General features: G+C 62.0%; 24 protein-coding genes. 9 read left to right on the top strand and 15 right to left on the bottom strand.

The genetic code is table 11. The annotated features are described in order from the left end of the window. Nucleotides 1-53: 53 nt before the first annotated feature. Complete coding sequence (locus Q0H50_RS01375; protein ID WP_294418494.1) at nt 54-785, top strand: nucleotidyl transferase AbiEii/AbiGii toxin family protein; 732 nt, start codon at nt 54-56, stop codon at nt 783-785. 325 nt (nt 786-1,110) lie between these two features. Here Q0H50_RS01375 and Q0H50_RS01370 read toward each other — a convergent pair whose 3' ends face one another. Continuing rightward, nucleotides 1,111-1,989, bottom strand: a complete 879-nt coding sequence (locus tag Q0H50_RS01370) for a MaoC/PaaZ C-terminal domain-containing protein (RefSeq protein WP_276668507.1) — start codon at nt 1,987-1,989, stop codon at nt 1,111-1,113. 819 nt (nt 1,990-2,808) lie between these two features. Here Q0H50_RS01370 and Q0H50_RS01365 point away from each other — a divergent pair. From Q0H50_RS01365 to Q0H50_RS01350, 4 genes are all read left to right on the top strand, one after another. After that, the gene (locus Q0H50_RS01365; protein ID WP_294418492.1) at nt 2,809-3,405 is read left to right on the top strand and encodes a ClpP family protease; all 597 of its coding nucleotides are present in this window, start codon (nt 2,809-2,811) and stop codon (nt 3,403-3,405) included. Nucleotides 3,406-3,661: 256 nt separating this feature from the next. Then, a complete protein-coding gene (locus tag Q0H50_RS01360; RefSeq protein WP_294418490.1) occupies nt 3,662-5,290 on the top strand; it encodes a VirD4-like conjugal transfer protein, CD1115 family in 1,629 nt (542 codons plus the stop codon). A gap of 13 nt (nt 5,291-5,303) precedes the next feature. Then, complete coding sequence (locus tag Q0H50_RS01355; RefSeq protein ID WP_294418488.1) at nt 5,304-6,053, top strand: hypothetical protein; 750 nt, start codon at nt 5,304-5,306, stop codon at nt 6,051-6,053. A gap of 289 nt (nt 6,054-6,342) precedes the next feature. Then, nucleotides 6,343-6,990, top strand: coding sequence for a hypothetical protein (locus tag Q0H50_RS01350; RefSeq protein WP_294418486.1), 648 nt, complete (start codon nt 6,343-6,345; stop codon nt 6,988-6,990). A gap of 335 nt (nt 6,991-7,325) precedes the next feature. Here the strand turns inward: Q0H50_RS01350 and Q0H50_RS01345 are convergent, their stop codons facing one another. From Q0H50_RS01345 to Q0H50_RS01330, 4 genes are all read right to left on the bottom strand, one after another. Further along, nucleotides 7,326-7,595, bottom strand: a complete 270-nt coding sequence (locus Q0H50_RS01345) for a HipA N-terminal domain-containing protein (protein ID WP_294418483.1) — start codon at nt 7,593-7,595, stop codon at nt 7,326-7,328. After that, complete coding sequence (locus Q0H50_RS01340; protein ID WP_294418481.1) at nt 7,592-7,828, bottom strand: helix-turn-helix transcriptional regulator; 237 nt, start codon at nt 7,826-7,828, stop codon at nt 7,592-7,594. Before Q0H50_RS01340 ends, Q0H50_RS01345 begins: the two co-directional genes overlap by 4 nt. A gap of 306 nt (nt 7,829-8,134) precedes the next feature. Further along, entirely contained in the window at nt 8,135-9,355 is a 1,221-nt protein-coding gene (locus tag Q0H50_RS01335) for a HipA domain-containing protein (protein WP_294418480.1), read from the bottom strand. Beyond that, nucleotides 9,352-9,678 (bottom strand): hypothetical protein, encoded by a 327-nt coding sequence (locus Q0H50_RS01330; protein ID WP_294418478.1) that lies wholly within the window; start codon nt 9,676-9,678, stop codon nt 9,352-9,354. Before Q0H50_RS01330 ends, Q0H50_RS01335 begins: the two co-directional genes overlap by 4 nt. An 802-nt stretch (nt 9,679-10,480) precedes the next feature. On the opposite strand from Q0H50_RS01330, the gene Q0H50_RS01325 reads away from it, so the two are divergent. From Q0H50_RS01325 to Q0H50_RS01315, 3 genes are read left to right on the top strand one after another with little or no spacing between them, the layout of a single operon-like run. After that, nucleotides 10,481-10,939 (top strand): hypothetical protein, encoded by a 459-nt coding sequence (locus Q0H50_RS01325; protein ID WP_294418476.1) that lies wholly within the window; start codon nt 10,481-10,483, stop codon nt 10,937-10,939. Nucleotides 10,940-10,972: 33 nt separating this feature from the next. Further along, nucleotides 10,973-11,431, top strand: a complete 459-nt coding sequence (locus tag Q0H50_RS01320; protein WP_294418474.1) for a hypothetical protein — start codon at nt 10,973-10,975, stop codon at nt 11,429-11,431. Between the two features lie 59 nt (nt 11,432-11,490). After that, nucleotides 11,491-12,633, top strand: a complete 1,143-nt coding sequence (locus tag Q0H50_RS01315; protein ID WP_294418471.1) for an AAA family ATPase — start codon at nt 11,491-11,493, stop codon at nt 12,631-12,633. A gap of 247 nt (nt 12,634-12,880) precedes the next feature. On the opposite strand, the gene Q0H50_RS01310 is transcribed toward Q0H50_RS01315, so the two are convergent. The 7 genes from Q0H50_RS01310 to Q0H50_RS01280 all read right to left on the bottom strand — a co-directional run bounded on the left by Q0H50_RS01310 (nt 12,881) and on the right by Q0H50_RS01280 (nt 19,859). Next, complete coding sequence (locus Q0H50_RS01310; RefSeq protein ID WP_294418468.1) at nt 12,881-14,140, bottom strand: FHA domain-containing protein; 1,260 nt, start codon at nt 14,138-14,140, stop codon at nt 12,881-12,883. A 30-nt stretch (nt 14,141-14,170) separates the two neighbouring features. Then, complete coding sequence (locus Q0H50_RS01305) at nt 14,171-15,982, bottom strand: hypothetical protein (protein WP_294418464.1); 1,812 nt, start codon at nt 15,980-15,982, stop codon at nt 14,171-14,173. 345 nt (nt 15,983-16,327) lie between these two features. Continuing rightward, nucleotides 16,328-16,519, bottom strand: a complete 192-nt coding sequence (locus Q0H50_RS01300; RefSeq protein ID WP_294418463.1) for a hypothetical protein — start codon at nt 16,517-16,519, stop codon at nt 16,328-16,330. 45 nt (nt 16,520-16,564) lie between these two features. Next, nucleotides 16,565-17,899 (bottom strand): OmpA family protein, encoded by a 1,335-nt coding sequence (locus tag Q0H50_RS01295; RefSeq protein ID WP_294418461.1) that lies wholly within the window; start codon nt 17,897-17,899, stop codon nt 16,565-16,567. Between the two features lie 48 nt (nt 17,900-17,947). After that, on the bottom strand, nt 17,948-18,754 hold the full coding sequence (locus Q0H50_RS01290) for a hypothetical protein (RefSeq protein WP_294418458.1): 807 nt from the start codon (nt 18,752-18,754) through the stop codon (nt 17,948-17,950). Continuing rightward, on the bottom strand, nt 18,751-19,131 hold the full coding sequence (locus tag Q0H50_RS01285; RefSeq protein ID WP_294418456.1) for a hypothetical protein: 381 nt from the start codon (nt 19,129-19,131) through the stop codon (nt 18,751-18,753). The genes Q0H50_RS01290 and Q0H50_RS01285 overlap by 4 nt, the downstream gene beginning before the upstream one ends. Continuing rightward, nucleotides 19,128-19,859: a hypothetical protein gene (locus tag Q0H50_RS01280; RefSeq protein WP_294418454.1), complete on the bottom strand. Its 732-nt coding sequence runs from the start codon at nt 19,857-19,859 to the stop codon at nt 19,128-19,130. The genes Q0H50_RS01285 and Q0H50_RS01280 overlap by 4 nt, the downstream gene beginning before the upstream one ends. Before the next feature lie 341 nt (nt 19,860-20,200). Between Q0H50_RS01280 and Q0H50_RS01275 the strand changes: the two genes are divergently transcribed. Further along, nucleotides 20,201-20,401, top strand: coding sequence for a hypothetical protein (locus Q0H50_RS01275; protein ID WP_294418453.1), 201 nt, complete (start codon nt 20,201-20,203; stop codon nt 20,399-20,401). Nucleotides 20,402-21,110: 709 nt separating this feature from the next. Here Q0H50_RS01275 and cobK read toward each other — a convergent pair. The 3 genes from cobK to Q0H50_RS01260 form a co-directional block, all read right to left on the bottom strand. Beyond that, nucleotides 21,111-21,884: a precorrin-6A reductase gene (cobK, locus tag Q0H50_RS01270; protein ID WP_294418451.1), complete on the bottom strand. Its 774-nt coding sequence runs from the start codon at nt 21,882-21,884 to the stop codon at nt 21,111-21,113. Beyond that, nucleotides 21,881-22,522 carry a precorrin-8X methylmutase gene (locus tag Q0H50_RS01265; RefSeq protein WP_294418450.1) on the bottom strand — a complete coding sequence of 214 codons (642 nt, stop codon included), beginning with the start codon at nt 22,520-22,522 and terminating at the stop codon, nt 21,881-21,883. Before Q0H50_RS01265 ends, cobK begins: the two co-directional genes overlap by 4 nt. Continuing rightward, nucleotides 22,523-22,787 (bottom strand): cob(I)yrinic acid a,c-diamide adenosyltransferase (locus Q0H50_RS01260; RefSeq protein ID WP_294418448.1); only part of this gene is annotated, 265 nt, incomplete at its 5' end. It abuts the gene before it with no gap.

Here is a 22,787-nt window from a genome sequence, read left to right as displayed (position 1 = left end):
TCGCGCTCGAAAGGCTCGTCGGGAAGCCGAATCTCGTCGCCAAGCGAGCGATTGTGGCGAACGCGATCGTCGCCCAAATGCTGCCGGACGGTTCCGTCAAGGGAGGTAGCGCCATCAAGATGCGCCTGGGCGATGGGGCTACGCGCTTCACGACCGACCTCGACGTCGCGCGGGCCTCGGCCATGGACGACTTCTCCGAGCAGCTCGCCAGCTCTTTAGCGGCCGGATGGGAGGGTTTCACGGGCGCGCTGATCGAAGGGAGGCAGGCGCATCCCAAAGGCGTTCCCCCGCAATATGTGATGCAGCCCTTCTCGGTGAAGCTGTCGTACAACGGCAAGCCCTGGATGACCGTCGACCTGGAAGTAGGCCACAACGAGATCGGAGATGCAGACGAGCCCGACTTCGTTTCGCCCGAAGACGCCAACGCCGTCCTCGAATGCCTAGGGTTTCCGCCGCTCGGTCCGATTCCCGTCATGGCGCTTCAACACCAAATCGCCCAGAAGCTGCACGCCGCAAGCGCACCCGGCAGCATGCGGGCTCACGACCTCATCGATTTGCAGCTACTCGACGAGGCGTACGAAGGCGATTACTCCGACGTGCGCGAAACCTGCATGAGGCTGTTCGCCTACCGCAAGATGCAAGCATGGCCTCCCACTATTGCGGGAGGTGCGGAATGGGAAACCGCTTACGCCGACCAGTTGCCAAGCGGCGACCTGATCCTCAACGTCAGCAACGCTATTTCATGGGCGAATTCTCTCATCGGCAGGATTGATGCCGCCCGATAGCCCGACATTTGCATTAGAAGATAGGAACGCACGGGCGCGCTGGCACCAGACGCGATAACACACCCTGGCGCTACCGGTAAAACGTCGGGCAAAAACACGTGTGGCAGGGATGCGTCCCTGCCACACGTTGCAACTCATATTTCGTTCGCGGTCGAAACCCGGTCCCGGGCATACTCAGCTCGCGACCGATATTCGCAAGCCGTAGCCGAATTCAACCCGCTGCCGACTCGAGCGAAGCCTCTTCACCACCGGCTCGCGCTGGCCCAACCGGCCGCCCGACCATCGGCCGCTCAGCCTCCAGCCGCGCGGCTGCGGCGCACAACCGCTAGGCGCGAGCGGGATCCCACTCGACGATGCCGTGGTTCAGGAACGGCTTGGAGTCAGGCGCGTCGGCGTTGACCATGCGGAACTTCGCCTCGCCCTCGGCGGTCTTCCACACGATGGTGCGCAGGCGCACGCCCGGCAGCACCGGGGAGGTGAAGCGGCACTTGAAGCGCGTCATCGCCTCGGGGTGGCCCGGGAACAGCAGGGAGATGACGTGGCGCATGGCCACGCCGGCGCTGCTGACGCCGTGCGCGATCGGGCGCTCAAGGCCGGTCTGCTCGGTGTAGGACCAGTCGATGTGCTGCTGATGCCAGTCGCCCATCAGGCGATACACCAGCGGCCAGTTGTAGCCGTAGGTTTCCTCGTACGTGAAATCGGGCTCGCGGTCGGGGTACTCCACAGAGTCCCTCGGCGGCTGCTCGCCGCCCCAACCGCCGTCGTAGATGCAGCAGTCGTAGGTGTCGACTGTGCACAGATGGGTGCCGTCGGCGGAATACGACTTGCCGACCTGCTTGGACAGCGAGCCGCGACCCTCGCCGCGATCCCAGATGGCCTCCTGGGTGACGAACGTCTCGATGTGGTCGTTCATCTTGAACGGCGCATGGAAATGCACGTCGATACCGTAGTGCAGCGAGCCGGAGTAGTCGAAGCCGTAGTCGAGGGTGGTGGTCATCTCCTCGTTAACGGTCAGCGGCACGGCGAAGATGGGCAGAACCTTCAGGTCAGGGTTCTTGGCGTCACCCTCGTTGACGTACTCCAGGTCCACGCGGCCGTCCCAGCCGGCGCCGCAACCAAGCGCGCAAATCTCAAGGTCCTTGAAGGTGTAGTCGCGCACGAACGGGCCAAAGGTCTTCCCGACGATCTCGGTGGAAATAGCCATGACATTCTCCTTAGGAAAGAGAACTGCGAAAACGCAGCAGGTGATATAGGATTTCCCCACGTTTGAGCGACGCGGCGCAGTTCAGATCAAGCTGAGCAGCGCAAGATTCCCCCGAATCATTGCGCAGACCGAGAAAGGGGTATCGCAAACCCCTATGAACGAGATGATCAACCCCAGCCCGGATTCGAAAAGACGCAGCTACAGCCCTTGCGGGCGGCTCCAATGCAGCTTCGCCTGTTCATGATCGGCAAGGTTGCAGCCCCGAAGGGCGGCTCCAATACAACCTTGGCGTTCAACTGGGCGAGTGATCGTTCGGTCGAATATGCGTCCCATCCCCGCGTCCAACGACGCATCACGTGGGATTTGTGACGAGAACCGACCGGTACCGCAGCAGCGGGCCTGCTTCAGTTCTCAGGTGCCAGCCTACCCCATTCCGCTCAACGATTGCAGTCTTGTTTTACCCCCGCTTTCGGAGTACGGGGAGAGGAAGGTTCACAGGCGTTGCAGTGAGAGCGCGCCAAGTGCGGGGGCGAACGCCGGGCACGGTCCCCAAGCCTCGAAACTTTTCTCATTTCCCCACTTGCGTGCTGCTTTGACGCGTGCTACTGTCTTAAGTACCCGAGGGTCGCGAGACCCGTCTCCTGGCAGATAAGCCTTGCGCCTATAGGAGTTGCCGATGCAGCTGCCGTGCATCGGATTTTCCCACACAACCTGATAAACGACGTCTTGCGCGCGGTGGCTCATGCTAGCTTGCTGCCGATTTGCGCCTTCCCTATTGCGTCCTAGGTTGTCATGTCTCACCCTCGGAAGGAGCTCGTCATGAGCGAATATGCATTCGTCTATCAACCTCAGATCATCCGCGAAACCGCAGAAGGCCTCAACCGCCTCGACATCCGCGACAAGATGCTCGACCAACGCGAACTCGAGCTTATGACCTCGGTGGATGCCGAATCCTGCGCCGTCATTATCCGCGGCCTGCTCCATCTGCAGCGTCAAAATCCCACGGCGCCCATCACGCTTTACATCAACAGTCCGGGCGGCGAAGTCCAATCCGGCCTGGCGCTTTACGACGTCATGCAAGCTGTGAGCTGCCCCATCCGCACCGTTTGCCTTGGCATGGCGGCAAGCATGGGAGCGCTGCTGTTCATCGCCGGCGACGAGCGGGAGATCCTGCCGCACAGCCGCGTCATGATCCACGACCCGCTCATCGGCGCCGGTGCCGGCGGCAGCGCGCTTTCCGTGAAAGCCCGGGCCGACGACCTCATGCGCATCCGCGACATCACGGCCGGCGTCATCGCGCGTCACAGCGGCATGTCGATTGAACGCGTCTTCGAGCTTACGGCCTCCGACACCTATTTCGAAGCGGAGGAAGCCGTCGAAGCGGGCCTCGCAGACCGCGTTATCACCAGGCTTTGACGGGGTGTCGGCCGCGAGGCGTCCGCTTCGGAGCGTCCCTAACCTAGCAATCGGCGAGCGTTCCGGAGCGCTTCCGCCCATCGCAAAAAGCGGACGCCTTTCCCCATCCGGCATCCGGTAACCGCTTCGAAGCGCCATCGCCGGCCCAGCGATCGGCAACCGTTCCGGGGGTCCTCCGCCTGCCGCGAGCGCAACAACCCCTTCCCCAACCCCACCATTCACCCGCGCAAACCTGTAGCAGAAAGCGAAAGCAACCATGATAGACAACCGTGCGAATGCCCGCGCCGCCTACGCGGGGCAGCTTATCCTCACCTCCGGACACGCCGCGAGCATGGACTCGTGGGCGACCGGCCTCAACAACAACGTGCTCGTTCTGGGCTGTTCCGGCTCGGGCAAAACGCGCAGTTTCCTGAAGCCCAACCTGCTGCAGTGCGAGGGTTCCTACATCGTGCTCGACTCCAAGGGCCGCCTATATGACGAGATGGCGCCGTATTTGCGGGCCAACGGGTACATCGTCGACCGCCTTGACTTCACCACCATGGACGGCGAGATCGGCTACGACCCGCTTCACCACGTTCGCTGGCGCAAAGGTCGCCCTCTTGCGCAGGACATCATCGCAATCGCCAGCGCGCTGTTCCCCCGTGCGGACATGGGCGACGACCCGTTCTGGGCGGGCGCGGCGGCCAACTACGTTGCCAGCTACATCGCCTATGTGTTCGAGGCGCTGCCCGATCGCGAATGGAACATGGCATCGGTGGTGAGCGTGTACGAGCAGGCGTGCGAAGGCAATGCCGAAGCGCTGTTCGCCGACCTTTCCAAGCAGGACCCCGATAGCTACGCGGCTTCGCTGTTCCGCCGCGCAAGGAGCACGGCGCGCGCCGACAAGATGCACTCGAGCATCATGGGCATCATCGCCGCAAACCTGCTGCCGTTGACGTTCGACGGCGCGCTTGCATCGTTTCGCAAGGTGCAGCAAATCGACTTTTGCGACCTTGGGCGCGAACGGCGCGCGCTGTTCGTGACCATGGACGACATGGACCGCAGTTTGGCGCCTCTGACCAGCCTTTTCGTGCGCCAGGCATTCTCAAGCCTGTGCGATTTCGCGGACACGCGATGCGATGGCGGCCGGCTGCTCGTGCCCGTTCGCTTCATGTTGGACGATTTTGCGAACCTGACGCTGCCCGGCTTCGACGACGTGCTTTCCGTCATCCGCAGCCGCGAGGTCAGCTGCACCATCATCTGCCAAACGGTCAGCCAGCTTGAGGCGCGATACGACCAGGCCGTGGCGAACTCGATCATCGGCAACTGCGACCGCCACCTGGTGCTGGGCTTCCAAGACGAGCGGACGGCGAAGTATTTCGCGCTGCGCGCCAACAAGTTTCCCTCGACGCTGCTTGAGACGCCGGCCGGAAACTGGTGGTTATTCGAACGCGGCCGCCGCGGCATGTGCGAACCCGCCTATGCGCTCGAGCAGCATCCGCGGTATCGCGAGTTTGTCGCGAGCTGCGAGGCGCCCGGGGATTGGGAAGCGGTTGCGAATTGCGGAGCGCCCGGGAACCGCGGAGCAGCCGCAACCCGCAAATCGTCCGCAAATCGCGAACTCGCCGCAAACCTCAAAGCGCCCGCATACTGCGAAGCTATTGCGAATCGCGAGGCATCCGCAACCTGGGAAGTATCCGAGGATTTCGAAGCTGCCGCCGATGGCGAAGCGCCCGAGGATTGCGGAGCCGTCGCAACCTGGGAAGCGCCGGAGAACCGCAAGGCGTTTTCAATCTGCGAAGACGACCTCGACTTCCTTCCCCCGCCGGAGCCGGACGACGAGATCTGGGTCGATACGTTGTTCATTGCCGACAACCTGGACGGCGATTCCGGCGCCGCAGCCTAAGGAAGGAGCGAGGATGAGCGAAATGAACGTGCGCAAAAGCCCCTGCGAAACGAATCGCGCAAATCCGGGAGAAGAGGACGCCCGCAAAAGCCCGAGCGAGCAAATCGTCCGCAAAAGCTCGAACAAAACAAACGAACACGCAAATCCGAGCGAGACAAACGTGCACGCAAGTCCAAGCGAATCAGACGCACCCACAAACCCAAACGAAACGACAGGCCGTAAAAGCCTGAGCGAGCGTATCGCCCAGACAAACGCCGTCCGCGTAGACAACACATGGAGCGCGCCGGACAAGCAACTTGTCGAAGCCGAGCGCAGAACCCCGTTCCAGGTTTGCGACGTGTATTGCGCGCACGCCGAGGAGCTGCTCGCGATCACGGGGCAAATCTCAGCTGCGCTGCCGAGCCGCGCCGCATACCTCGCGCGGACCAACCCGCGAGCGGCAGCCCATCCGGACAACCGCTCGGTGAAGGCGCACACCCAGGTCGGGAACCCCGCGTGCGCCTTCGTCTGGGAGATTCGCAACAACAAGGAAGGCGCGCTGGCCAAGTCGTCGGACGCGCAATACGCCAAGGCCCTTGACGCCACGGATGCGTTGAAGGACCTCTGGGAAGATGAACCATGGCTCGACGAGCTGCAGATCGCGAAGGCGCTCATCACGCAAATCGTCCTACTCGACGACGACCTGCGCACAAAAGTCCTCAAACGCGCAAACCTCATGGCGAAGGAGTGCGCCAACGTCCTTGCCCCGTATCTGCGAGGCTGAAAGCAATGGACGGTGCGAACACATCCTAGGCCGAATGCCGCTGCTCCCAGCCCATACCCGAAAAACCGAAGCCTACGGCAGACGACAGCAAGGGAGCTTTTAACCGCTTCGCCAAGATCCTCCTAAGCACATCGGCGCAATCGATCTGAGCACCGCGGCGGACAATCGCCGTCCCCCGAACACCCGCTTCCCTACCCTGCTCAACGGGTCAAAACCGCCAACTTCTCGCAAGCAACCGCGCGACCCAACGCTAGAATCTAACCGTTCGAATCAAAAGGAGGAGCAGCACGTGGCGCAAGATTTCTACAACCTGCTTTACAACGGATACACCGGCGAGTATCAGCTGATGAGCTCGCTGTACCGCAACGGCTTGGACGCGCTTCGCCCGCCCGCAGACATGGGCATCGACGTGGTGTCGCTGAACCTCAAGCAGCAGCTTGAGAAGCCCGGCACGGCACCTGAAACGTTCTTTTTCCAGGTCAAGACGGCGGTGACCACCGTAAGCGAGAACCCGAGCCGCCCCGGCGCGTTCGCCGTGGTCGAGTTCAAGCTCAAGGACAGCGAGGTAGACTTGCTCGCCCGCTCGCGCGACCGCGCGCTGTTCTGCTACGTGTACAACAGCGAGGCCGGGGCGCTCACCGATGCGTTCGAGGCGCCGTTCATCTGCTTCTGGCTTGACGGCACGCTCATCAAAAAGCTCAACGAGAAAGGCGCGTTCTTCCGCAAAAAGGGCGAACCCAAGCTGACGCTCGCCTGCCAACTGCGCAAACCTGCGCACGAATACGGCCACTGGTACGCCCTGGTGGTGAACGAGAAGGGCGAAAAGGTCGAGAACGGCTTCCTCGGGATCGTCGGCGGAGAAGGCTCCCCGGCCGACGACTGGGCAGACCACTACAGCGTAGCCGGCTACCTAGAATACGCCCGCTGGGGGCTGTAAGGCGAAAGGGCGAAGCCGAGCGACGGCGGCCAACGCGAACAGGGGACGGAGGCGTGTTCAGAATCTCCCTGAGCACCTCTCCGTCCCCTGTTCACCAAGGTCAACACCATCTCAAGGCCGGATGTCCCCTTTCAGCTTGCGAATCCTTTCCAGCGCATTTGCCTCATGGCGGGCTGCAGCGGCCGGATAAGCCATTGATGCGGCCCGAATGCCCTCCTCAAGATTCCGAAGCGCGCAATCGACGACCGACTCAACGTCCGCCGCGCCAAGCCCCCAGGAAACGGCCTCGGCGACGACATCGGCCCGCGTAAGCTTCCCGGGGTCTATCACCCCGTTCACGCGCATGGAACCCAGTCATACGGCAACACGCCAAGGCTCCTGCAAACCTCGTCGCGGCGGTTTCCCTCGGGAAGCAGGCCGTTGAACCAGGCGGAGGCTTTCGCCTCGCCGAACGGGCGGACTTTTGCGGGAAACGCCATTGAGAGCACCGGCCGGCCAGCGAGTTTACCAACGATCGATTGCTCGTACTCGAAGCGCCCGCCCTTGCGGTTCTCGACGATGCGTCCAATCAGGCTTTCTCCCAAATAAACGTCGAGTTGCCTCATTCGGTCACCTCCACGTCTGCGCCCTTGGGCACGATCACCATGCGAAAACCCAGCTGCTGCAGGTAGCGATCGACCTTGATCGCCGACACGTTCTTGCCCGTCTCGAGCGCCGAGAGCGTGACCGACGAGAAGCCGAGCTTTTTCGCCATCTCAACCTGCGTAATGCCGCGCGCCCTGCGCGCCTCCCGCAGGAACTCGCCGATGGCCTCATATGAGTAAGCGTTAGTCCACATGCTGTGCCGCCGTTCAAAATACTTGATATTTGCCTTAGTAGCCCGAGTATACAAAATACTTAATATTGTCTCAATATCAGGAATATTAAGTATTTTGAACGATGAAGCTTAAAGCGAAAGTATTGGTACATGAATCGCCGAAGCGTGCAAGTCGCAATGCGATTGACGCAAACGCTGCTCGCGACTTCTGGGCGGTTTTGCAGGGCATACCTCAATCATTTCCGAAACTCGCTACATCTGCAATGCGCAGCAATCACCGGCTTCACCAGCCATACGCGTGATCGCCCGCATCGCCGTTGCGGGCAATCACCCTTCAAATCGCAATCCCAGCTCCTGGAACAGTCGCTGGTTGTCGGCGGCGATCGCCGCGGTCATCGCCTCCCTTATCCAATCTGGGCATTCAGCCAGAACAGTGGGCGCGTGCGTTGCGATTTGCGCGGCGATGACCTCCACCGTCCCAACGAGGCCATCTTCGCAAATCCCCGATATCGCTGCTTCCGCCGCCCAGTCGGATAGGGACAGCTCGCTTGCCCGCTTCTTGGAATTGATCGGCATGGCCAGCAAATCGCTGGTTTCTTGCCACACTCGCGTGCAAAGGGCGTCGTAGAGGGGGCACAAATCCACGCTTCCGTCTGGCCGCAAAAACAGGCTGTAGTTCTTGCCGTGCGCGTCGCAATTCCCCACCAGCGTGTTGAAGACGAGCTGCTTTGCCCACTCCCTCACCAACGAACTGCCGTTGGGCTGCCTCTTCAGCAGGGCAAACGCGTCGGCAACAGTCACGGAATACTTCGCATGCCGCGAAATGCCCGGCGCCTGCGTGAAGTCCTCGACATGGATGCGCCGGACCCGCCCGCCGGCGCAAACCTCGCGATCGAACCTTTCGACGACGTAAGCCTGGTCTTCGCCGAACGGCCGCACAAACGACCTTGCGGCGTCCAGCCCGCACGCGGCCGCAAGATGCATGGTCGCGTCCTCCACCAACGGAACGCCGCAAAAGCGCTCATGGGACGGCTTCACAATGTGGGTCGAAGGGTGTTTGGCGTTCGGCCAGGTCCAGCGGTCGTCGAACCGCTCCAAAGCGAATTTGCCCTGCGAACCGGCAAGGGCAAAACGGCTGCGGCGGTCATCGGACTGCCACGCCGTCCAGCCGCGACCGAGCCGGTAAACCTTGATCGCGATGTCCTTTTCCCTTGCGAACTCACGGGCCTGGGACGTGATTTCTCCCAGCTCAGGAACCGACGTGAAGCACAACCCGCCCGTCGTGTCCGTTGCCACAAGAAGGTCGAGCGGGTCAGCCGATGCCGCGCCGAACCAGAGCCGCATCGCCTCGCGTTCGCTATCGTTGTCCGGCAGCAGGCCGTCCAAGAACGCGCCCGGGGCATCGGCATGCCAAGAACCGTCGAGCGGCAGCGAAAGGCTGATGGGTGCGGAAGCTTCCGGGGCGTATTCGAACCGGGTCACGCCGTCAGGGCCCTCAAAGAAGCGTCCGACCAGGCGATTCTGCAGCCACGCGTACGCCTCCCTCATTCCATGCCCCTCTCAAACTCGTCGTCGCCAGGGAGCGAAAACAGCTCGACGCGCAACGCATCGCACAGCGCGAAAAGGTCGGCGGACGTTCCCTTCCCCTTCTGGATCAGGTCCTCGGCTGCCTGCTCCGAAATGCCGGCCGCCGTCGCGACCTCGGGGATGGACATCCCCCGGTACCACATGAAGTCCAGCAGCTCGTCGCTCACATCGCGACAGGTGGCCGGCATGCTCACGAACAGGTCGGGGACCCCGCCGGAGTCGGCGCCCTCATATTCGCTCGCCAACGGCGGATGCGGTACCCCATCGGTACACCTGCGATACACGGCCATTCCTCCTCATGCGTTTCCCCGCGTTGTTGACGGCAGCGATGATGCTAGCATTTTTGTCCGCAATGGCGATGGTAATGCCTCCGTTCGCGAACAGGGAACAAAGACGGGAGTGAACAGGGGACAAAGGTATGCTCAGGGAAAAACTCGACGAAAGACGACCCCCGAACACCTGAACGCACCTCCGTCCCCTGCTCGAGCTTGCACGGAAGGTCGGGCGCGCGCCTGAACACCCCCGCCATCGTGAACGCATCTCCGCCCCCTGCTTACTCAGCCTGTCGGAGCGTGCTGGCGATGCAGGCGAGCTCTTCCTTGATGACATCGTAACCGATGGTGCCGTCGAATTTGAGCCCAACGCCCGAACACCCTTGCGTCTCGCAAACCCCGCTCACAACTTCTGGGCGGTTTTGCAGGCGGATTCGGCCCGAAAGGCTACGCAGCGCCAGCGTTTTCCCAGGTCAGCGGAATCGGAGCCGCATAACACCTGCGGAAAACCACCCAGAAGTCCGGAACCACGGCAAAATTGGGGCTCATTTTCTGCAAAACCGCCCAGAAGTCGCAGGGACGCGTCCGCGAGCAAAGTCGCGGAAGCCTTCAACGCAAACGCAAACGCGGACGCGGACGCAACCCGCAACTCTGCCCCGACGCTCCCGTCAACATCCCCTGCCCTTTGGTGCCCTGATGCTGCCCTGGTCCGGCTATGACCCGCCCGATAAATTCTTCTACAGAGATAGCGATCGGGCGGGTCTCCCGCGATCGTCTCTACAACGGATCGTTGGCACCAGAGGAAGGAAAAGGCATGAAGAACAGCCACATGGTAGAAGAAGTTCTCGAAAACAGCGATTTGTATTTCAAGGCGGAGGAGGAGGGCTGGTCGACGTTTTGCAAGGGCACGGCCGTCGCGCTAAAGCCTATTGGGGAAAGCTCGGTGTGCGTCACCGCAAAAACCGGGGTTTTCGCAACAGGCGAGACCGATGTCGCGCTGATGGCCCTTATGAACCATCTCGGCGGATGGATCCAGAAGGTCGGCACGTATGGCTTTTCGCCCGATGGCGAGGTCATCCTGCAAATCGAGCGAGACCTGGCCGACGGCGAATCCGTCGACCGCGCGGTCTCCTTGGCCGCCAGCTACGTGAACAATCACGCCGATTCATTCCGTAGCGTCAATCAGGGCGTTCCGCTTGATGAGGCCATCGAGTCCGGCCCCGGCAGCGCCGGAGGCCTGCTCCGCGCCCTGCGCAACGAGCTTCTCGACTAAACCCCACGTCAAACACCACGAACGGAGAGAACGATGATCATTTCCAGCTACGACGACATCCCGTACTTCACCTGCAAGTCCGCCGAGATCCGCCCGAAAAGCAAGACCGAATATTCCGGCCGTTTCGAGGTAGAAGGGAAGACCTTCACGGTCAACATCCTGGACGAGCGCAACGAAAAGGAGTCCGTCTCCCGCGTGTGGGCGCGCGTCGGCCTTGTCAAGCAAAAGCCGGACGGCGAAGCCATCCGCTTCGCGCTGGACATAGCCGAGAAGCAGAAGACCGACCCCGCGTTCATCCCGGTGAAGGTGGATCTTCGCGACGGGGAAACGTCCTACATGCAAACCTGGACGCGAGACTACCCCGATGATGAGGCGATGGACCGCTTCATCGAAGAGTGCAAAACCTTTATCCAGGATCACTTCGATGAGATCGACGGCACTCGCTTCCCGCGGTCCAACCAGGGAATCGCCAAGTTGCTCGACCTTCTGTAGGCCTTTCGACCGCGGCGCTTGGCGGCGGCTCGCCATGCGCCGTAAAGGGCGTGAACACCATGAACAGCAAATACTACATCGGTTCGATCGAATTGCCCGGCCCCGAGATCGACTGGGGGTCGACGGTTCTCGCCTGCAACCTTCTTCTGAGGCAGGGCAACCGAATCGAATTCGGGCACGCAAAACTCCAAAACGACAAGATCGTTTTGCCCTTCGTCTCAAAAGGCTCGCCGGAGAACGACATCAGGGACATATTCGACGAAGGCGAAGTGACGTGCCTGCCCCTCAAAGTATGCCTTTCCGACAAGAAGGCGCTGCGCGCCGCGGCCCGGGTGAACTCGATCGACCCCAAGAACCACTCGATTACCCGCGAGGACATCATGCTCAAAAGCGCGAAAAACCTGCTTGACGCCTACATCGGCCTTGAGCGCCAGATCAAGACGATCAAGTCCATCGCGATGATCGCGGAAGCGTATGGCAGGCAAGCCGTAGATTCGCTGCACATGATGTTCGTCGGCCCTCCGGGCGTGGGCAAAACCACGGTTGCGCACGCGCTGCTCGAGGAATACGACCGCGCCGGCGTCACGTCCGGCAAGGGCGTGTTCGTGAACGCATCGGCAAACGACCTGGTCAGCCAATATGTTGGCGAAACGCCTCGCCTGGTTAAGAACATCTTCGACAAGGCGGAGGGCGGCATCCTGTTCATCGACGAAGCCTACCGTTTGAGCCGCCAAGCGCCGGCTACCGACGGGTCGTCCCACGGCCAGGAAGCCATCGATGCCATCAACCAGCTGATGGAGGAGCAGCGCGAGCAGGTGATCGTGATCCTTGCGGGATACCCGGACGAGATGCGCGATTTCGTGCGTCACAACCCGGGGCTTACGGGCCGAATCGGCTTCGAGATCGAATTCGACGAATACAGCCCTGACCAGCTCTTGAGCATATTCAAGAAGATGGCAAAGGAGCGCAGGTTCGAAGTCGATGAGGCGGCTATGAAGTGCCTGGAAGACAAGATGCCGTCGATCATGGCCCTTGAGGATTTCGCCAGCGCGCGAACGATGCGCAAGATCCTCGACCATGCCGTAGTCAAGAAAGCCAACGGTTTGCTTGACCACGTGATCAGGGCAGAAGAGGTTGCCAGCGCGTTAGAGGACAAGGATTTCCGCCTACCCTCGAAGCAACCCATAGGGTTTGCCCTCTAGCTTTTTGCCCTCCGCCTCCCCGCCTCCCGGGCAAATCTGGTTCGCGGCAAAACGAGCGCCGGTCCGTCGCCATTGTCGGACCGGCGCTCGTCATGAGGGCAGAAACGGCTTCTGCCGAGGGAAGGGAATCGCGCCCGATCGCCTTCCGCAAGCCTGATGCGTCGCAAGCCCCACGAACCCTGGCGGCCGGAATCGGAATCGCGCCCGATCGCCTGGCACCCCACACAGCCGCAATGGCGGGCGGCGGCTAGACTAGCTCCGTGATCTTGACGATGCAGGATTTGTTCCGCGGGCCGAACCCGAGCGAACCGTCCTCGTTCTCGACGATCCGGAACCCCAGGCATATCTCGTCGCCTTCCTTGACGGGCACGCCGCATGAAGCGAAGTCGGCGGCGTCATCGCCTATGCCTGCGCCCGTGCGCTCCGCAATGGCCTCAAGCGGTATCTTGCCGGCGGGAACGCCCACGACCTCATAAGCGACATTCTTGTTGTTAGCCCCCAGACCTGCGATAAGGAAGGATTCCGAACCGACTTCATCGGTCCTTTTGACCAGAGTTCCGTTGCTGGTTTCCAGGTCGAACAGCTGCCAGAGACGATTCCGCTCGCTGTACACCAAGACACAGTGATAACGCGAGACGGGGTCGTCGGAAATCTTGTCCCCGTCTTTGTTCACGCCGCCTACCTTCCGCTTCGGGAAAGCGAACACGCCGCGCGCCGCACTGTACGCCTTCCCCTCGAAAGGCACCGACCAGCGACGGCTGTCAGTCCCCTCCCCGAACGGGACCATTCGCACCCCCGCTTCAAAACAGTGGCCTATTCCGATCACGCCGTCCTTAGGGGGGCTGACGACGACCTCCTTCGGCTTGATAACGTCCTGCTTGCAGTCATCGTAGACCCCTATCGTAAGGACAAGCTTGGGAAGCCCCGCGGCAGCGCCTTCGCGCGCACAAGTGCCAGGAGCGCCGCCGGTTACCATCCCCAGCTTCTTATCCAGGCGCTTATTGCGCTCTTCGGGAGAAAGATACCTCAAGCACTGATTGAGGATCGGGTCGACGATTTTCTCTTTGAAGAGCTCTTCGCCAACGCTTTTCTTATCGACGTCGTCCTCGCATCGCTGAGTTTTGCGGGCTTTGCCGATGATCCTTTCCTTCCCGGTTAATTCATTGTAGGCCCACGCGCACTTCTTGAAGGACTTGGCTGCGTCGTCGAGCCCCTCAATCGTCATTTCCTTTTCTTTAAGATAGGCATCAAGGGCATTTGCGAACTCCTCGGGGCAATTGAACGTTCCCGCGATTTCCAAGAGCGCATTTGCGATGCCTTCATCGAACCGATAATCCAAAGGAAAGCCCGCAAAACCGTCCATCTTCTTGTTGTACGCGCGCCTGCCCTGGTCCCTGTCCAGGCCCATGAGCTCATAAATCTTCTCGTTGGAGGCATATTTGGAATTCGGACACGTTTCCCCAAGCCAAGACAGCATATCGATGATCTGATTAGAGTAGATCGCCACGGTTTTTCCTCCGAACCCTAGAAAGCCACGCTACTCGTAGCCGTTTTCCCTGATCCATTCCTTGTTCTCGGCAAGCCATTTCTTTGCGAAGTGGAAGCCCTGCCGCCCCTGCTCGCGATCGTCTCGGGCGGACTCGCGCACATACTTGAGGCCGAGCTCCACATTCGGCGTGATGTCCATATCGACCCGGATCCTGTTGCCGTCGGCGTCGTGGACGGTTCTTTTGCGCAGGTCAGGCTCACCTTCTTCGAATTTGCCCACCAAAACGCGACCGTACCAGTTTTGCGCAAGCAGGTTGCCCGCATTGGCCGCTTCGGCCATCATCTGGACGATATCTTGGTCAGAATACAGCTGGCCGGCGCCGGCGTAATCGTCGCGCGCCATGACGGCGATGTTGTAGATGGCGCTGTGGCTGCCGCCCGTTCGCATGATCTTGTCGAACACGGGAAGGCAACTGCTGTAGCGGCCGCTGTTGTAATCGTCGAGCGCTTTCAGGACCGAATCCTCGCCGAGATCGATCGCGGCGGCGCTTGCTTCCGCCAGCGCGCTTCCGCTCTCGCGCCCGCCGAGGGCGTTGGCGACCGCGATGATCTGCAGCTCATGAAAGTACGCCTGAGCATCAAGCGGAAGCGTGGCCTTCAACTCGGCTGACGTGGGCCTTTCGGCACGCACGACGTTCAAACAGGCGGAAAGGCAGTGCTTTATCTTCCTGTCCATGGCATCGTAGGCGCGCTTCAGGCAGCGATCAAGCTCTTGCTCCGTGACCCTTTTCCCATACGTGCCGGAAAGGGATTCCCGGACCGCTTTGCGAAGCGCATCGACCTTTTCGCCTTCCCGTTCATGCGCAAAGGAATTCATCTCCTCCTCGGTCAAAACGAGGCTCTGCCGACGCAGGTTCCTAACATAGCAGCTTTTGAGCTCGGCACGAAGTTCGGGCTTCTCATCGAGAAGACGGTTCTCGTGCTCGTCCGTCCAGCCCTGGTCATAGCGAAGTTCGCCGCTTTCCCCGTCTTGAAAGACCCCGTAAGCTGGGAACTTGCAGATCTCAATGCCGCCAAACATGGCGGTTTTGCCCGTCAGCGCAACCAGAAGGGTCGCCGCTATCGAATAGCTGTCGTCGCTTTGGGCCGAGTCGCCATCCTCGGAGAAGAACAGCTCCGGAGGCGCAAAACCCTGCGTTGCCAAAGCAGGGGCTTCCTCGTCCGGCGCGTAGGAAATACCGAAGTCAACGAGCCTCGGACGCAGCCCGCCATCAACGGACTCGATGAGGATGTTGTCCGGTTTGATATCGTGGTGAACCAGCCTGTTCCGAGCGCCGTCCCAAGCAAACGCGCTGAACTCAACGACCTTCGCCAAAGTGCCTAGGACCTGCTCGACGGTCATCGGCCCATTGTCGATAAGGTGCTGGGAAAGTGAAACGCCGTCAATCCATTCCATCACGATGCAAGGGGCCTCGACGATGCTCGCGTCGTCGCAGGACTCCACGATGCCGAAGAACCTTCCCTCGGGCAAAAGCGCGAAATTGCGGTAATCCTGAAGAGCGCGCCATTCGGTAAGGGCAGCCTCGTACGAGGCGAACGTCTTCAGCGCGAACGCCTTTCCGTCCTCCGTCCAGACCTTCCTTAGCGCGCCTTGGCCGCCGCAAAACGCACCTTGATCGGCATCCAGGAAGAATCTGGCGCTGGAAAGACGGGCTCCGCCGTCATCGGCCAGAGCCGAGCTAAGGATGACGTTGGGCGCGAAGCCTTTCGCAGGTGTGCTCCGGCGCTGCGCGGCGCCGTCATCCCGGGATCCGCTCGCTTCGTTGGGGGCGCCGCCGCCGGTTATCAGGCTTTTGCCCATCTCAGGTTCCTTCCACGCAGCATTCGTCGATCAAGGTGATGATTAGGATTCTACATCGTTGAGCTGGGCAGACCGCTGCGGTCGGGAAAATCCGGCTGCGTCAGGCTGTTACCGCCGGCGAACATGTCGCTGGGAAACGCGACAACAGGGCATGTTTGCGCCCTCTACGCCCTTCACGTTCACGCTTCCCGTTGGGGAACGCGACGGCGCACCATGTTTGCGCCCCGTACCCTTCACGTCTTCGTTTCCCACTGAGGGGCGCGACGTCGGCCACACCTGCAGCCCCGCGCCTTCACGTTCACGCTTCCAATCGAGAGCTGCAGCGGGCCACACCCGCAAAACCGCCTACGAGATGGAGACGCCGAGCCATCTCTCCTGCGGGCTGCCCGTGATGCGGTTCCCATTGACAAGGGCGATGGAACACCCCTTGCCCACCTTGACCACAGGCGAGGTGAACGAGGGGTGCTGCACATACACGGGACGGCCGCTGCCGTTGGCCAGTATCCGGCGTGCCGGCTTTCTCGTTTCGTTGTTCACTGTTGCCTCCTTCCGCATGTATAGACCTTGCCTCTAGCTGGCGCGTTATGCGGCGTTTGCGAGCGTGATCACGACGCGGCGGTCCACCTGGGCCTGGGACTCGTTGAAGCTGCCGGACGCCATGGAACTTGAGCCTTCGCTGCCGCGGCCCGTGGCCGTGACGTTCCCTGCCGGGACGCCGAGCGAGGACAGGGAATCCGCCACGGCGTTTGCGCGGTTTTGTGACAGCGCCTTGAGGAACTCGTCGCTGCGCGAAGGGCTGTCCGCCGTGTACCCCTCGACCGCCACCTTGTACCCCCCTCCCATCGCGGCCTGCGCGATCTGGCTCAGCACGTTGGCGCTTTGCGCTTCGTCCGCATACTCGGCGCTATCCCCCTTGAAGGTGAGCACGGCCGAGTCGAGCACGATCTGGGTCGATTCGCCTTTGGCCAGGGCGGGGATGTCGAGGGAGTCCGCGCGCAGGTCCACGATGCCCGTGTCGGGCAGCTCGTCGTCGCAACCGAGGGCCTCGAGCGCATCGGTGGCGACGACGGCCTTGCCGCCGCCGGCGTTCACGATGCCCGTGTAGAGGTTTTCGAGCGACTTCTTCGCACTGGCCGGGATCGCCTGGTCCCCGGTGCTCTGGCCCAACCCGTAGAAGATCACGGTGATGCCGCTGTAATCCGAGATGGCGCCGAGGGCGCGAAGCTGCTCGATGGTGCCCTGCGAATCGGCGGCCAGCAGCTCCTGGCTTGTCGCCAGCAACCCCGTGTTCGCGAGCCCGCTCGACACGACGCAGAGGGTCTTGGCGCCGTCGCCGGATCGGGCGTTGAGCTGGCCCGCCGCCTTGTTCATGGAGGCTAACAGGTCGATGCGCCCCGTTGCGTCGCGGGCGTCGCAGGCCGCGCGCAGGTAGTCCGCCTTGAACGACGAGAGCTCGTCTTTCTTGGCGCGCTCCGAGTTCTTCGTGCCGGCGTAGACCATGCCGCGTAGGTCGGAGCCGTCGGGCACCAGGTACCCGACGTACGACTCGCTCTCGATGGCGGCCATCGCATGGGACAGCGCGCTTACCGGCAGCTTGAACGCCTGACCTTGGGATGCGGCGGTGACGATGATCACGTCCTGGGGGTTTGCGGATTCGGACGCGCTGATCGACTGCTCAGAGATGGAGTAGTGGCCGGGAACGTCGCTCGACGAGCCCGAGCATCCGGCGAAGAGGGAGGATGTCGATGCTAGGAGCAGGGCGAAGGTCCAGGTGAGGATGTGGTTGCGGGCGTGGGCGCTGGCGAAGGTGCGGGCGCTGGCAGCGGTGCGGGCGCGAACGCGGACGTGGGCGCGGGTGCGGACGCCAGTGCCGGTGAGGATACCAGTGCCGGCAGAGGTCTTGCTAATGCTGTTCATGACGTGTTCTCCGTTCTTCATCGATTAGGCGGGGTTTTGCGGGTCGGCCTATTCGCCGGCATTGCCGGCTGCGACATCGCGCGGCTGCAGCTTCTCCAGGTGCAAGTCGCGCATCTTCTTGAGGTTTGCCTCGAAGTTCTCGAGCTTTTCGCTGATGGCAGCCGTGGCGGCATCTCGAGCGTCGTCGATCGCTGAGACGTAGCCGATGAAGGCGTTCTGAAGTTCGCCAGATTTGCCCAGCAGCTCCTGGAAGACCGCCTCGTTGCCAGCCGATGCCGCGGCGGCCGACTGCTTCGCTGCGGCGATGGCTATGTCGGTCGCGGCAGCCACGTGCTCGGGAAGCGCTTCCTCCATGAGCTGGATACGCTCTGCCTGGGCGCGGAAGCTGTTCGCTGCCTGCTGAAGCTTGATGGTCTCGTACAGGAAGCTGAGCACCGCCTCGCCGCCCGCGGCCGCAAGCATGATTAGGCAGAAGCAGATCAGGGAGGGCGAGATGCCCATGGTCGAGCCGTCGATGCCGGTGGCTCCGGCGCCCGCCTCGGTCACCGCGCGCAGCGTCGCCGCAAAAGCCGCGACGAGCCCGGCAAGCGAAAGGCACACGATGCTGGCGGCCTTGTCGTTCGCCGCAAGTTTGCGCGCAGCCACCGAGGGCAATGCGAGGAGCAGAAGCGCCTGCGCGAGCGATATCAATATCGCCATCGTTTGGCTGCCCGCACCCCCTCCCCCATCTGCGCCGAAATCCTGAAACAGCGGAAACGGATTCACGTCCAAAAAGGTGCAAAACGCAGCGTAATCAAGGGCGGCGTTCGACAGGCAGAGCAGTCCCAACAGGGCAAAAACGGCAAGCTTCCTCATTTTGCGGCTCCTTTGTTTAGCAGGCTCATTTCACCGATCGTATCCTGTTTCATCACGTGAAGCTCCGCCGCGTAGGTGGTTGTGAGCGCCTCGAGGTAGCGGCGGTAAGCCTCTTCGATCTGCGCCAGATGAAGGTCGAGCAGGGCGGCCATCTCCTCCGCAAAGATGCCGGTTCCGCTGCTGTGGAAGGCCTCATACCTCCCGGATTGGGTGATTTGACGATCACGGAGCGCCTCATAGTCGGGCTCGGCGGGAAGGTCGAAGCTGATGCCGAAAGACGACTTGCGAAGCTCATTCTCGGAAATGACCTGGCCTTTTCCGAAGTACGTCGGCACTTTGGGGCTCTTTCGGCCCGATATCAGCTCTTTGATGGTCATTGCCACGCCTCCTCGATATCGTCCTTATTGCCCAGCACGCCTGGGAGCATGTACGGCGGCTCCAGTTTGCGCGCGCGGCTCTTCAGCGCCCACTTCAGGTGGGCACAACCCTGACGCTGGTAATTGGCCTTCACGTAGCTTTTTGCGGCCTCGACGCTTGCCTCGACGCGCTCGGCGAGCTTTCGGGCACGATCGAGCAGCGAGGCCCACTCATCTGCGTCAGCGGCCGCGCTTGCGGACTGGGCCAACAGGCGGCCGCGCGCGACGGTTTCGTCGTGAAGCTTCACCGAAGCGCGATCGACTTCGCTCAAACCGGCAAGGTTTGCCTCATCGACCTCGACCGGGACCTGCGCCTCCTCCAAGCGGCGGCGGGCGTTTTCCCGAGCCGAGACGCAGAAGGATTCCGCGGCCGCCACGACCTCGTCCGCGTAAGCGACCAGACCGGCATACTCGATGTCCTGCACAATCATGTCCTGCGCCGTTGAAGCTTCGAGCTCCCCGAGGAACGGCGAGACGATGACGTGGGTGTCCTCGAACTGGGTGCACTGTCGCGCCCAGAGGAAGCCCGTGAGCTTCTGCACCAGGCGCTTGGGGGCGAAGAGCTTTCTGTTGCTGATGCTTATGCCCTTCTCCCCAAACTTCTCGAGGTTTGCGTCAAGCCATAGCAGGGCTTGCTCCACGTCCTGCTTCGAGGCCAACGACTTGGGCTTGGTTATCTTCTCTGCCATTGCTGCTCCTTCCCTACGTGCCGACGATTCCTTACAGAGACGGTCGCGGGAAGCCCCACCTGACGCTGTCTCTGTAGAAGAATGTACCGGCCGGACCACACCCGTGCTAAGGGCACAGTCAGGGCACCAAAGGGCAGCAACGGACCAGGGCGCTTTCGATTGGCTGGGGTTGGATATGTTGAGGAGCGTGCTTTTGGCGCGCCGGCAACGGCATGCCGATAAGCATTATCATGGAGCCGGGAATCACCAAGCGAGCAAAGGTCGTTACGCCTGGGCGATTGAGGCGGGCAAAAAGAACCCGCACCTTGTCACCCTTATCCCAGAAAGGCGAAGGGCAGAAGATGATTGCGGAATATTCGAAGGTACTGATCAGGTCCACCAATCGAATTGGCACTGTCGTCGAGTTCGACGACGGGAAGACTAGCGCAATCCACCTCATCGAGCTTACCGACACAGACGCGGATGACAGGATGGTGTGGGCAGATGCAGGCGACTTGGAGGAGCTGCCGCCTAACGCGTTCCCCGCGCTGAACGAGTCGTAGCCGGCAATCGGTTCCTAAAGCGAAGCGAACGCACCTTCATCCCCTGTTCACGCACGCGAGACCTCCCACGCGAGGCGCATCCTTTGGCATCCGCCTCGCCCCTTGCACCCCGCGAATCCAGCTCACGACTTCTGGGCGGTTTCGCAGGCCGAATCAGCCCGAAACGCCGCAGCGCGCCGACGTTTTCCCAGGTCGGCGGACCCGACGGCGAACAGCTGCCGCCGGAAACCGCACAGAAGTCCAGAACCATGACAAAATCGGCGCCTATTTCCTGCGAAACCGCCCAGAAGTCGCGGGGTGCATGCGCTAGCCGAATAACGACCGGCTCTTCGCTTCAAAAACGGGAGGCACTCCCCCAGCGATAAGCCCAACGCGAACAGGAAAGCCTTCAAGCGGAAAAGATTACTTACCCCATATGGCAACCAGCTTCTCTTGGCAAAGGGGCATACAAGTTGCAAAATCTTCCCTTTTGGGATTAGGCTCTCGGATACCAGGCTAATCATCCCAAAAGGGAAGACCCCGTCGTTGTCATTTACGCGATCATGGGGGACAAGGTTCCGTACGCAACCTAACGGCCGGCGGAGATCGCAGGCCCGGCAGGGCCTGTATCAGCATTGCCAAAAACGCCCATCGAAAGGGCGAATCCCTCTTGACAGATCCATAGGAACACCCCCACGCGGGCGGGAGGGCGCGCAGGCGCGGCGGGCGTCTAGCGCGCGAACTCCCGTAAGAGCGCGTCTTCCACTTCCCGAAGCGAAAGGGCCCCGCCTCCCTCGGCGGGACGGGCGACCACGATGCAGCGCGCTCCCACGTCGCGCGCGGCGGCGAGCTTCTCGGCCGTGCCGCCTACGGTTCCCGAGTCCTTGGTCACAAGCCACTGGGCGCCCACCTGCCGAAGCATCGCCTCGTTGAACTCGCGGGTGAAGGGCCCCTGCATGCCGATGACGTGCGACGGCGAAAACCCCGCGTCGATGCACTTCGTTATAGCGCCGGGCAGCGGGAGCACACGCACGAAGAAGCGCTCCGCGAAATCGGCGACGCGCGTGTAGGGAGCAAGCTCCTTGCTCCCCGTCGTGAGAAGCGCGCGACCCGAGTTCTCGGAGAGAAAGCGCGCCGCGCAGGCGATCGACGCGACCGACACGACGCCTTTGGGCAGCGCCTCGGCCGAGCGCGCAAGGCGCAGGCATCGTGCACCCACGGCGAGCGAAGCGGCCCGGATGTTGCCGCTTGCGAGCGTAGCGAAGGGGTGCGTGGCGTCGACGACGATGCGCGCGCCGGAAAGCTCGCGCTCCATGTCGGCCTCGTCGAGCCTGCCCGCATGCACCTCGATGCCCGGAAGCTCGCCCAAAAGCTCGCCTCCGTACTCGGTTGCCGCGTAGGCACGGGCGGGGATGCCCGCCCCGCTCGCCCATTCGCACAGAAGGCGGCCCTCGGTGGTGCCGGCAAAGATGCGCAGCGCCGGCGCGGATGCGGGCGCCGTCACTTCGGGCCGCCTGGGCGCGTGATCTGGTAGAGCAGCGCGTTCATAATGGCGGCCGCCACGGTCGAGCCGCCCTTGCGACCCCTCGTGACGATGGCCGGCACGCGTCGCGCGAGCAGCTCCTCTTTCGCCTCGACCACGTTCACAAACCCGACCGGCACCCCAACGACGAGCGCGGGCGCGATCTTCCCCGCGTCCATGAGCTCGGCGAGGCGCAGAAGTGCTGTGGGAGCGTTGCCGACGGCCACGATGAGCGGACCCTCGATGCCGCAAGCTTTGTCCATGCTCGCAACGGCGCGAGTCGTGCCCGCGGCGCGCGCAGCCGCGGCGACACCAGGGTCGGCCATGTAACACACGGCCTTGCAGCCGAGCTTCGCGAGCGCGGGCTTGCTTATGCCTGCGAGCGCCATGTTCGTGTCGGTGAGCACCGTGGCCCCTGCGCGCAGTGCGTCGAGCGCACAGTGCGCGGCGTCATGGGTGAACACGAGGGAATCGGCGTACGAGAAGTCAGCAGTGGTGTGGATGACGCGCTTCACGACGGGCTCTTCGAGCGCCGGGAACGTGCGGCCGCCGAGCTCTTCGGTGATGATCTCGAAGCTGCGCCGCTCGATGTCGCCGGGCGCCATCTCCTTGGAATCCATCTAGTACTCCACTCCTTCCCTTGCACATATCCCCTGATCGTAGGGGTGTTTCTCGCACCGCATCTCGGTTATGTAGTCGGCCTTCTCCACGATCTTGCGGGAAGGCGCGCGCCCGGTGAGCGCTACTTCGACGCCGCGCGCGGACATATCGAGCGCGCGGTCCACGAGCGCCTCGTCGACAAGCCCCTTCGAAAGCGCGTCAAGCACCTCGTCGAGCACGAGCAGCCCCTCCTGCGCGCCCTCGAGCTCGGCGAGCGCGGAAGCG

Origin of the sequence: uncultured Senegalimassilia sp. (assembly GCF_934632265.1) — a bacterium.
GTDB lineage: Bacteria > Actinomycetota > Coriobacteriia > Coriobacteriales > Eggerthellaceae > Senegalimassilia.
The sequence above is the reverse complement of the archived record's forward strand: the minus strand, read 5'-3'. Positions and strand labels throughout refer to the sequence as shown.

Coding starts and splice junctions, on each gene's coding strand:
- Q0H50_RS01370 (WP_276668507.1), bottom strand. CDS start 1,989: ATGGCTATTTCCACCGAGATCGTCGGGAAGACCTTTGGCCCGTTCGTG.
- Q0H50_RS01360 (WP_294418490.1), top strand. CDS start 3,662: ATGATAGACAACCGTGCGAATGCCCGCGCCGCCTACGCGGGGCAGCTT.
- Q0H50_RS01335 (WP_294418480.1), bottom strand. CDS start 9,355: ATGAGGGAGGCGTACGCGTGGCTGCAGAATCGCCTGGTCGGACGCTTC.
- Q0H50_RS01265 (WP_294418450.1), bottom strand. CDS start 22,522: ATGGATTCCAAGGAGATGGCGCCCGGCGACATCGAGCGGCGCAGCTTC.
- Q0H50_RS01305 (WP_294418464.1), bottom strand. CDS start 15,982: ATGGGCAAAAGCCTGATAACCGGCGGCGGCGCCCCCAACGAAGCGAGC.
- Q0H50_RS01320 (WP_294418474.1), top strand. CDS start 10,973: ATGATCATTTCCAGCTACGACGACATCCCGTACTTCACCTGCAAGTCC.
- Q0H50_RS01275 (WP_294418453.1), top strand. CDS start 20,201: ATGATTGCGGAATATTCGAAGGTACTGATCAGGTCCACCAATCGAATT.
- Q0H50_RS01285 (WP_294418456.1), bottom strand. CDS start 19,131: ATGACCATCAAAGAGCTGATATCGGGCCGAAAGAGCCCCAAAGTGCCG.
- Q0H50_RS01295 (WP_294418461.1), bottom strand. CDS start 17,899: ATGAACAGCATTAGCAAGACCTCTGCCGGCACTGGTATCCTCACCGGC.
- Q0H50_RS01280 (WP_294418454.1), bottom strand. CDS start 19,859: ATGGCAGAGAAGATAACCAAGCCCAAGTCGTTGGCCTCGAAGCAGGAC.
- Q0H50_RS01340 (WP_294418481.1), bottom strand. CDS start 7,828: ATGTGGACTAACGCTTACTCATATGAGGCCATCGGCGAGTTCCTGCGG.
- Q0H50_RS01355 (WP_294418488.1), top strand. CDS start 5,304: ATGAGCGAAATGAACGTGCGCAAAAGCCCCTGCGAAACGAATCGCGCA.
- Q0H50_RS01345 (WP_294418483.1), bottom strand. CDS start 7,595: ATGAGGCAACTCGACGTTTATTTGGGAGAAAGCCTGATTGGACGCATC.
- Q0H50_RS01325 (WP_294418476.1), top strand. CDS start 10,481: ATGAAGAACAGCCACATGGTAGAAGAAGTTCTCGAAAACAGCGATTTG.
- Q0H50_RS01315 (WP_294418471.1), top strand. CDS start 11,491: ATGAACAGCAAATACTACATCGGTTCGATCGAATTGCCCGGCCCCGAG.
- Q0H50_RS01290 (WP_294418458.1), bottom strand. CDS start 18,754: ATGAGGAAGCTTGCCGTTTTTGCCCTGTTGGGACTGCTCTGCCTGTCG.
- Q0H50_RS01365 (WP_294418492.1), top strand. CDS start 2,809: ATGAGCGAATATGCATTCGTCTATCAACCTCAGATCATCCGCGAAACC.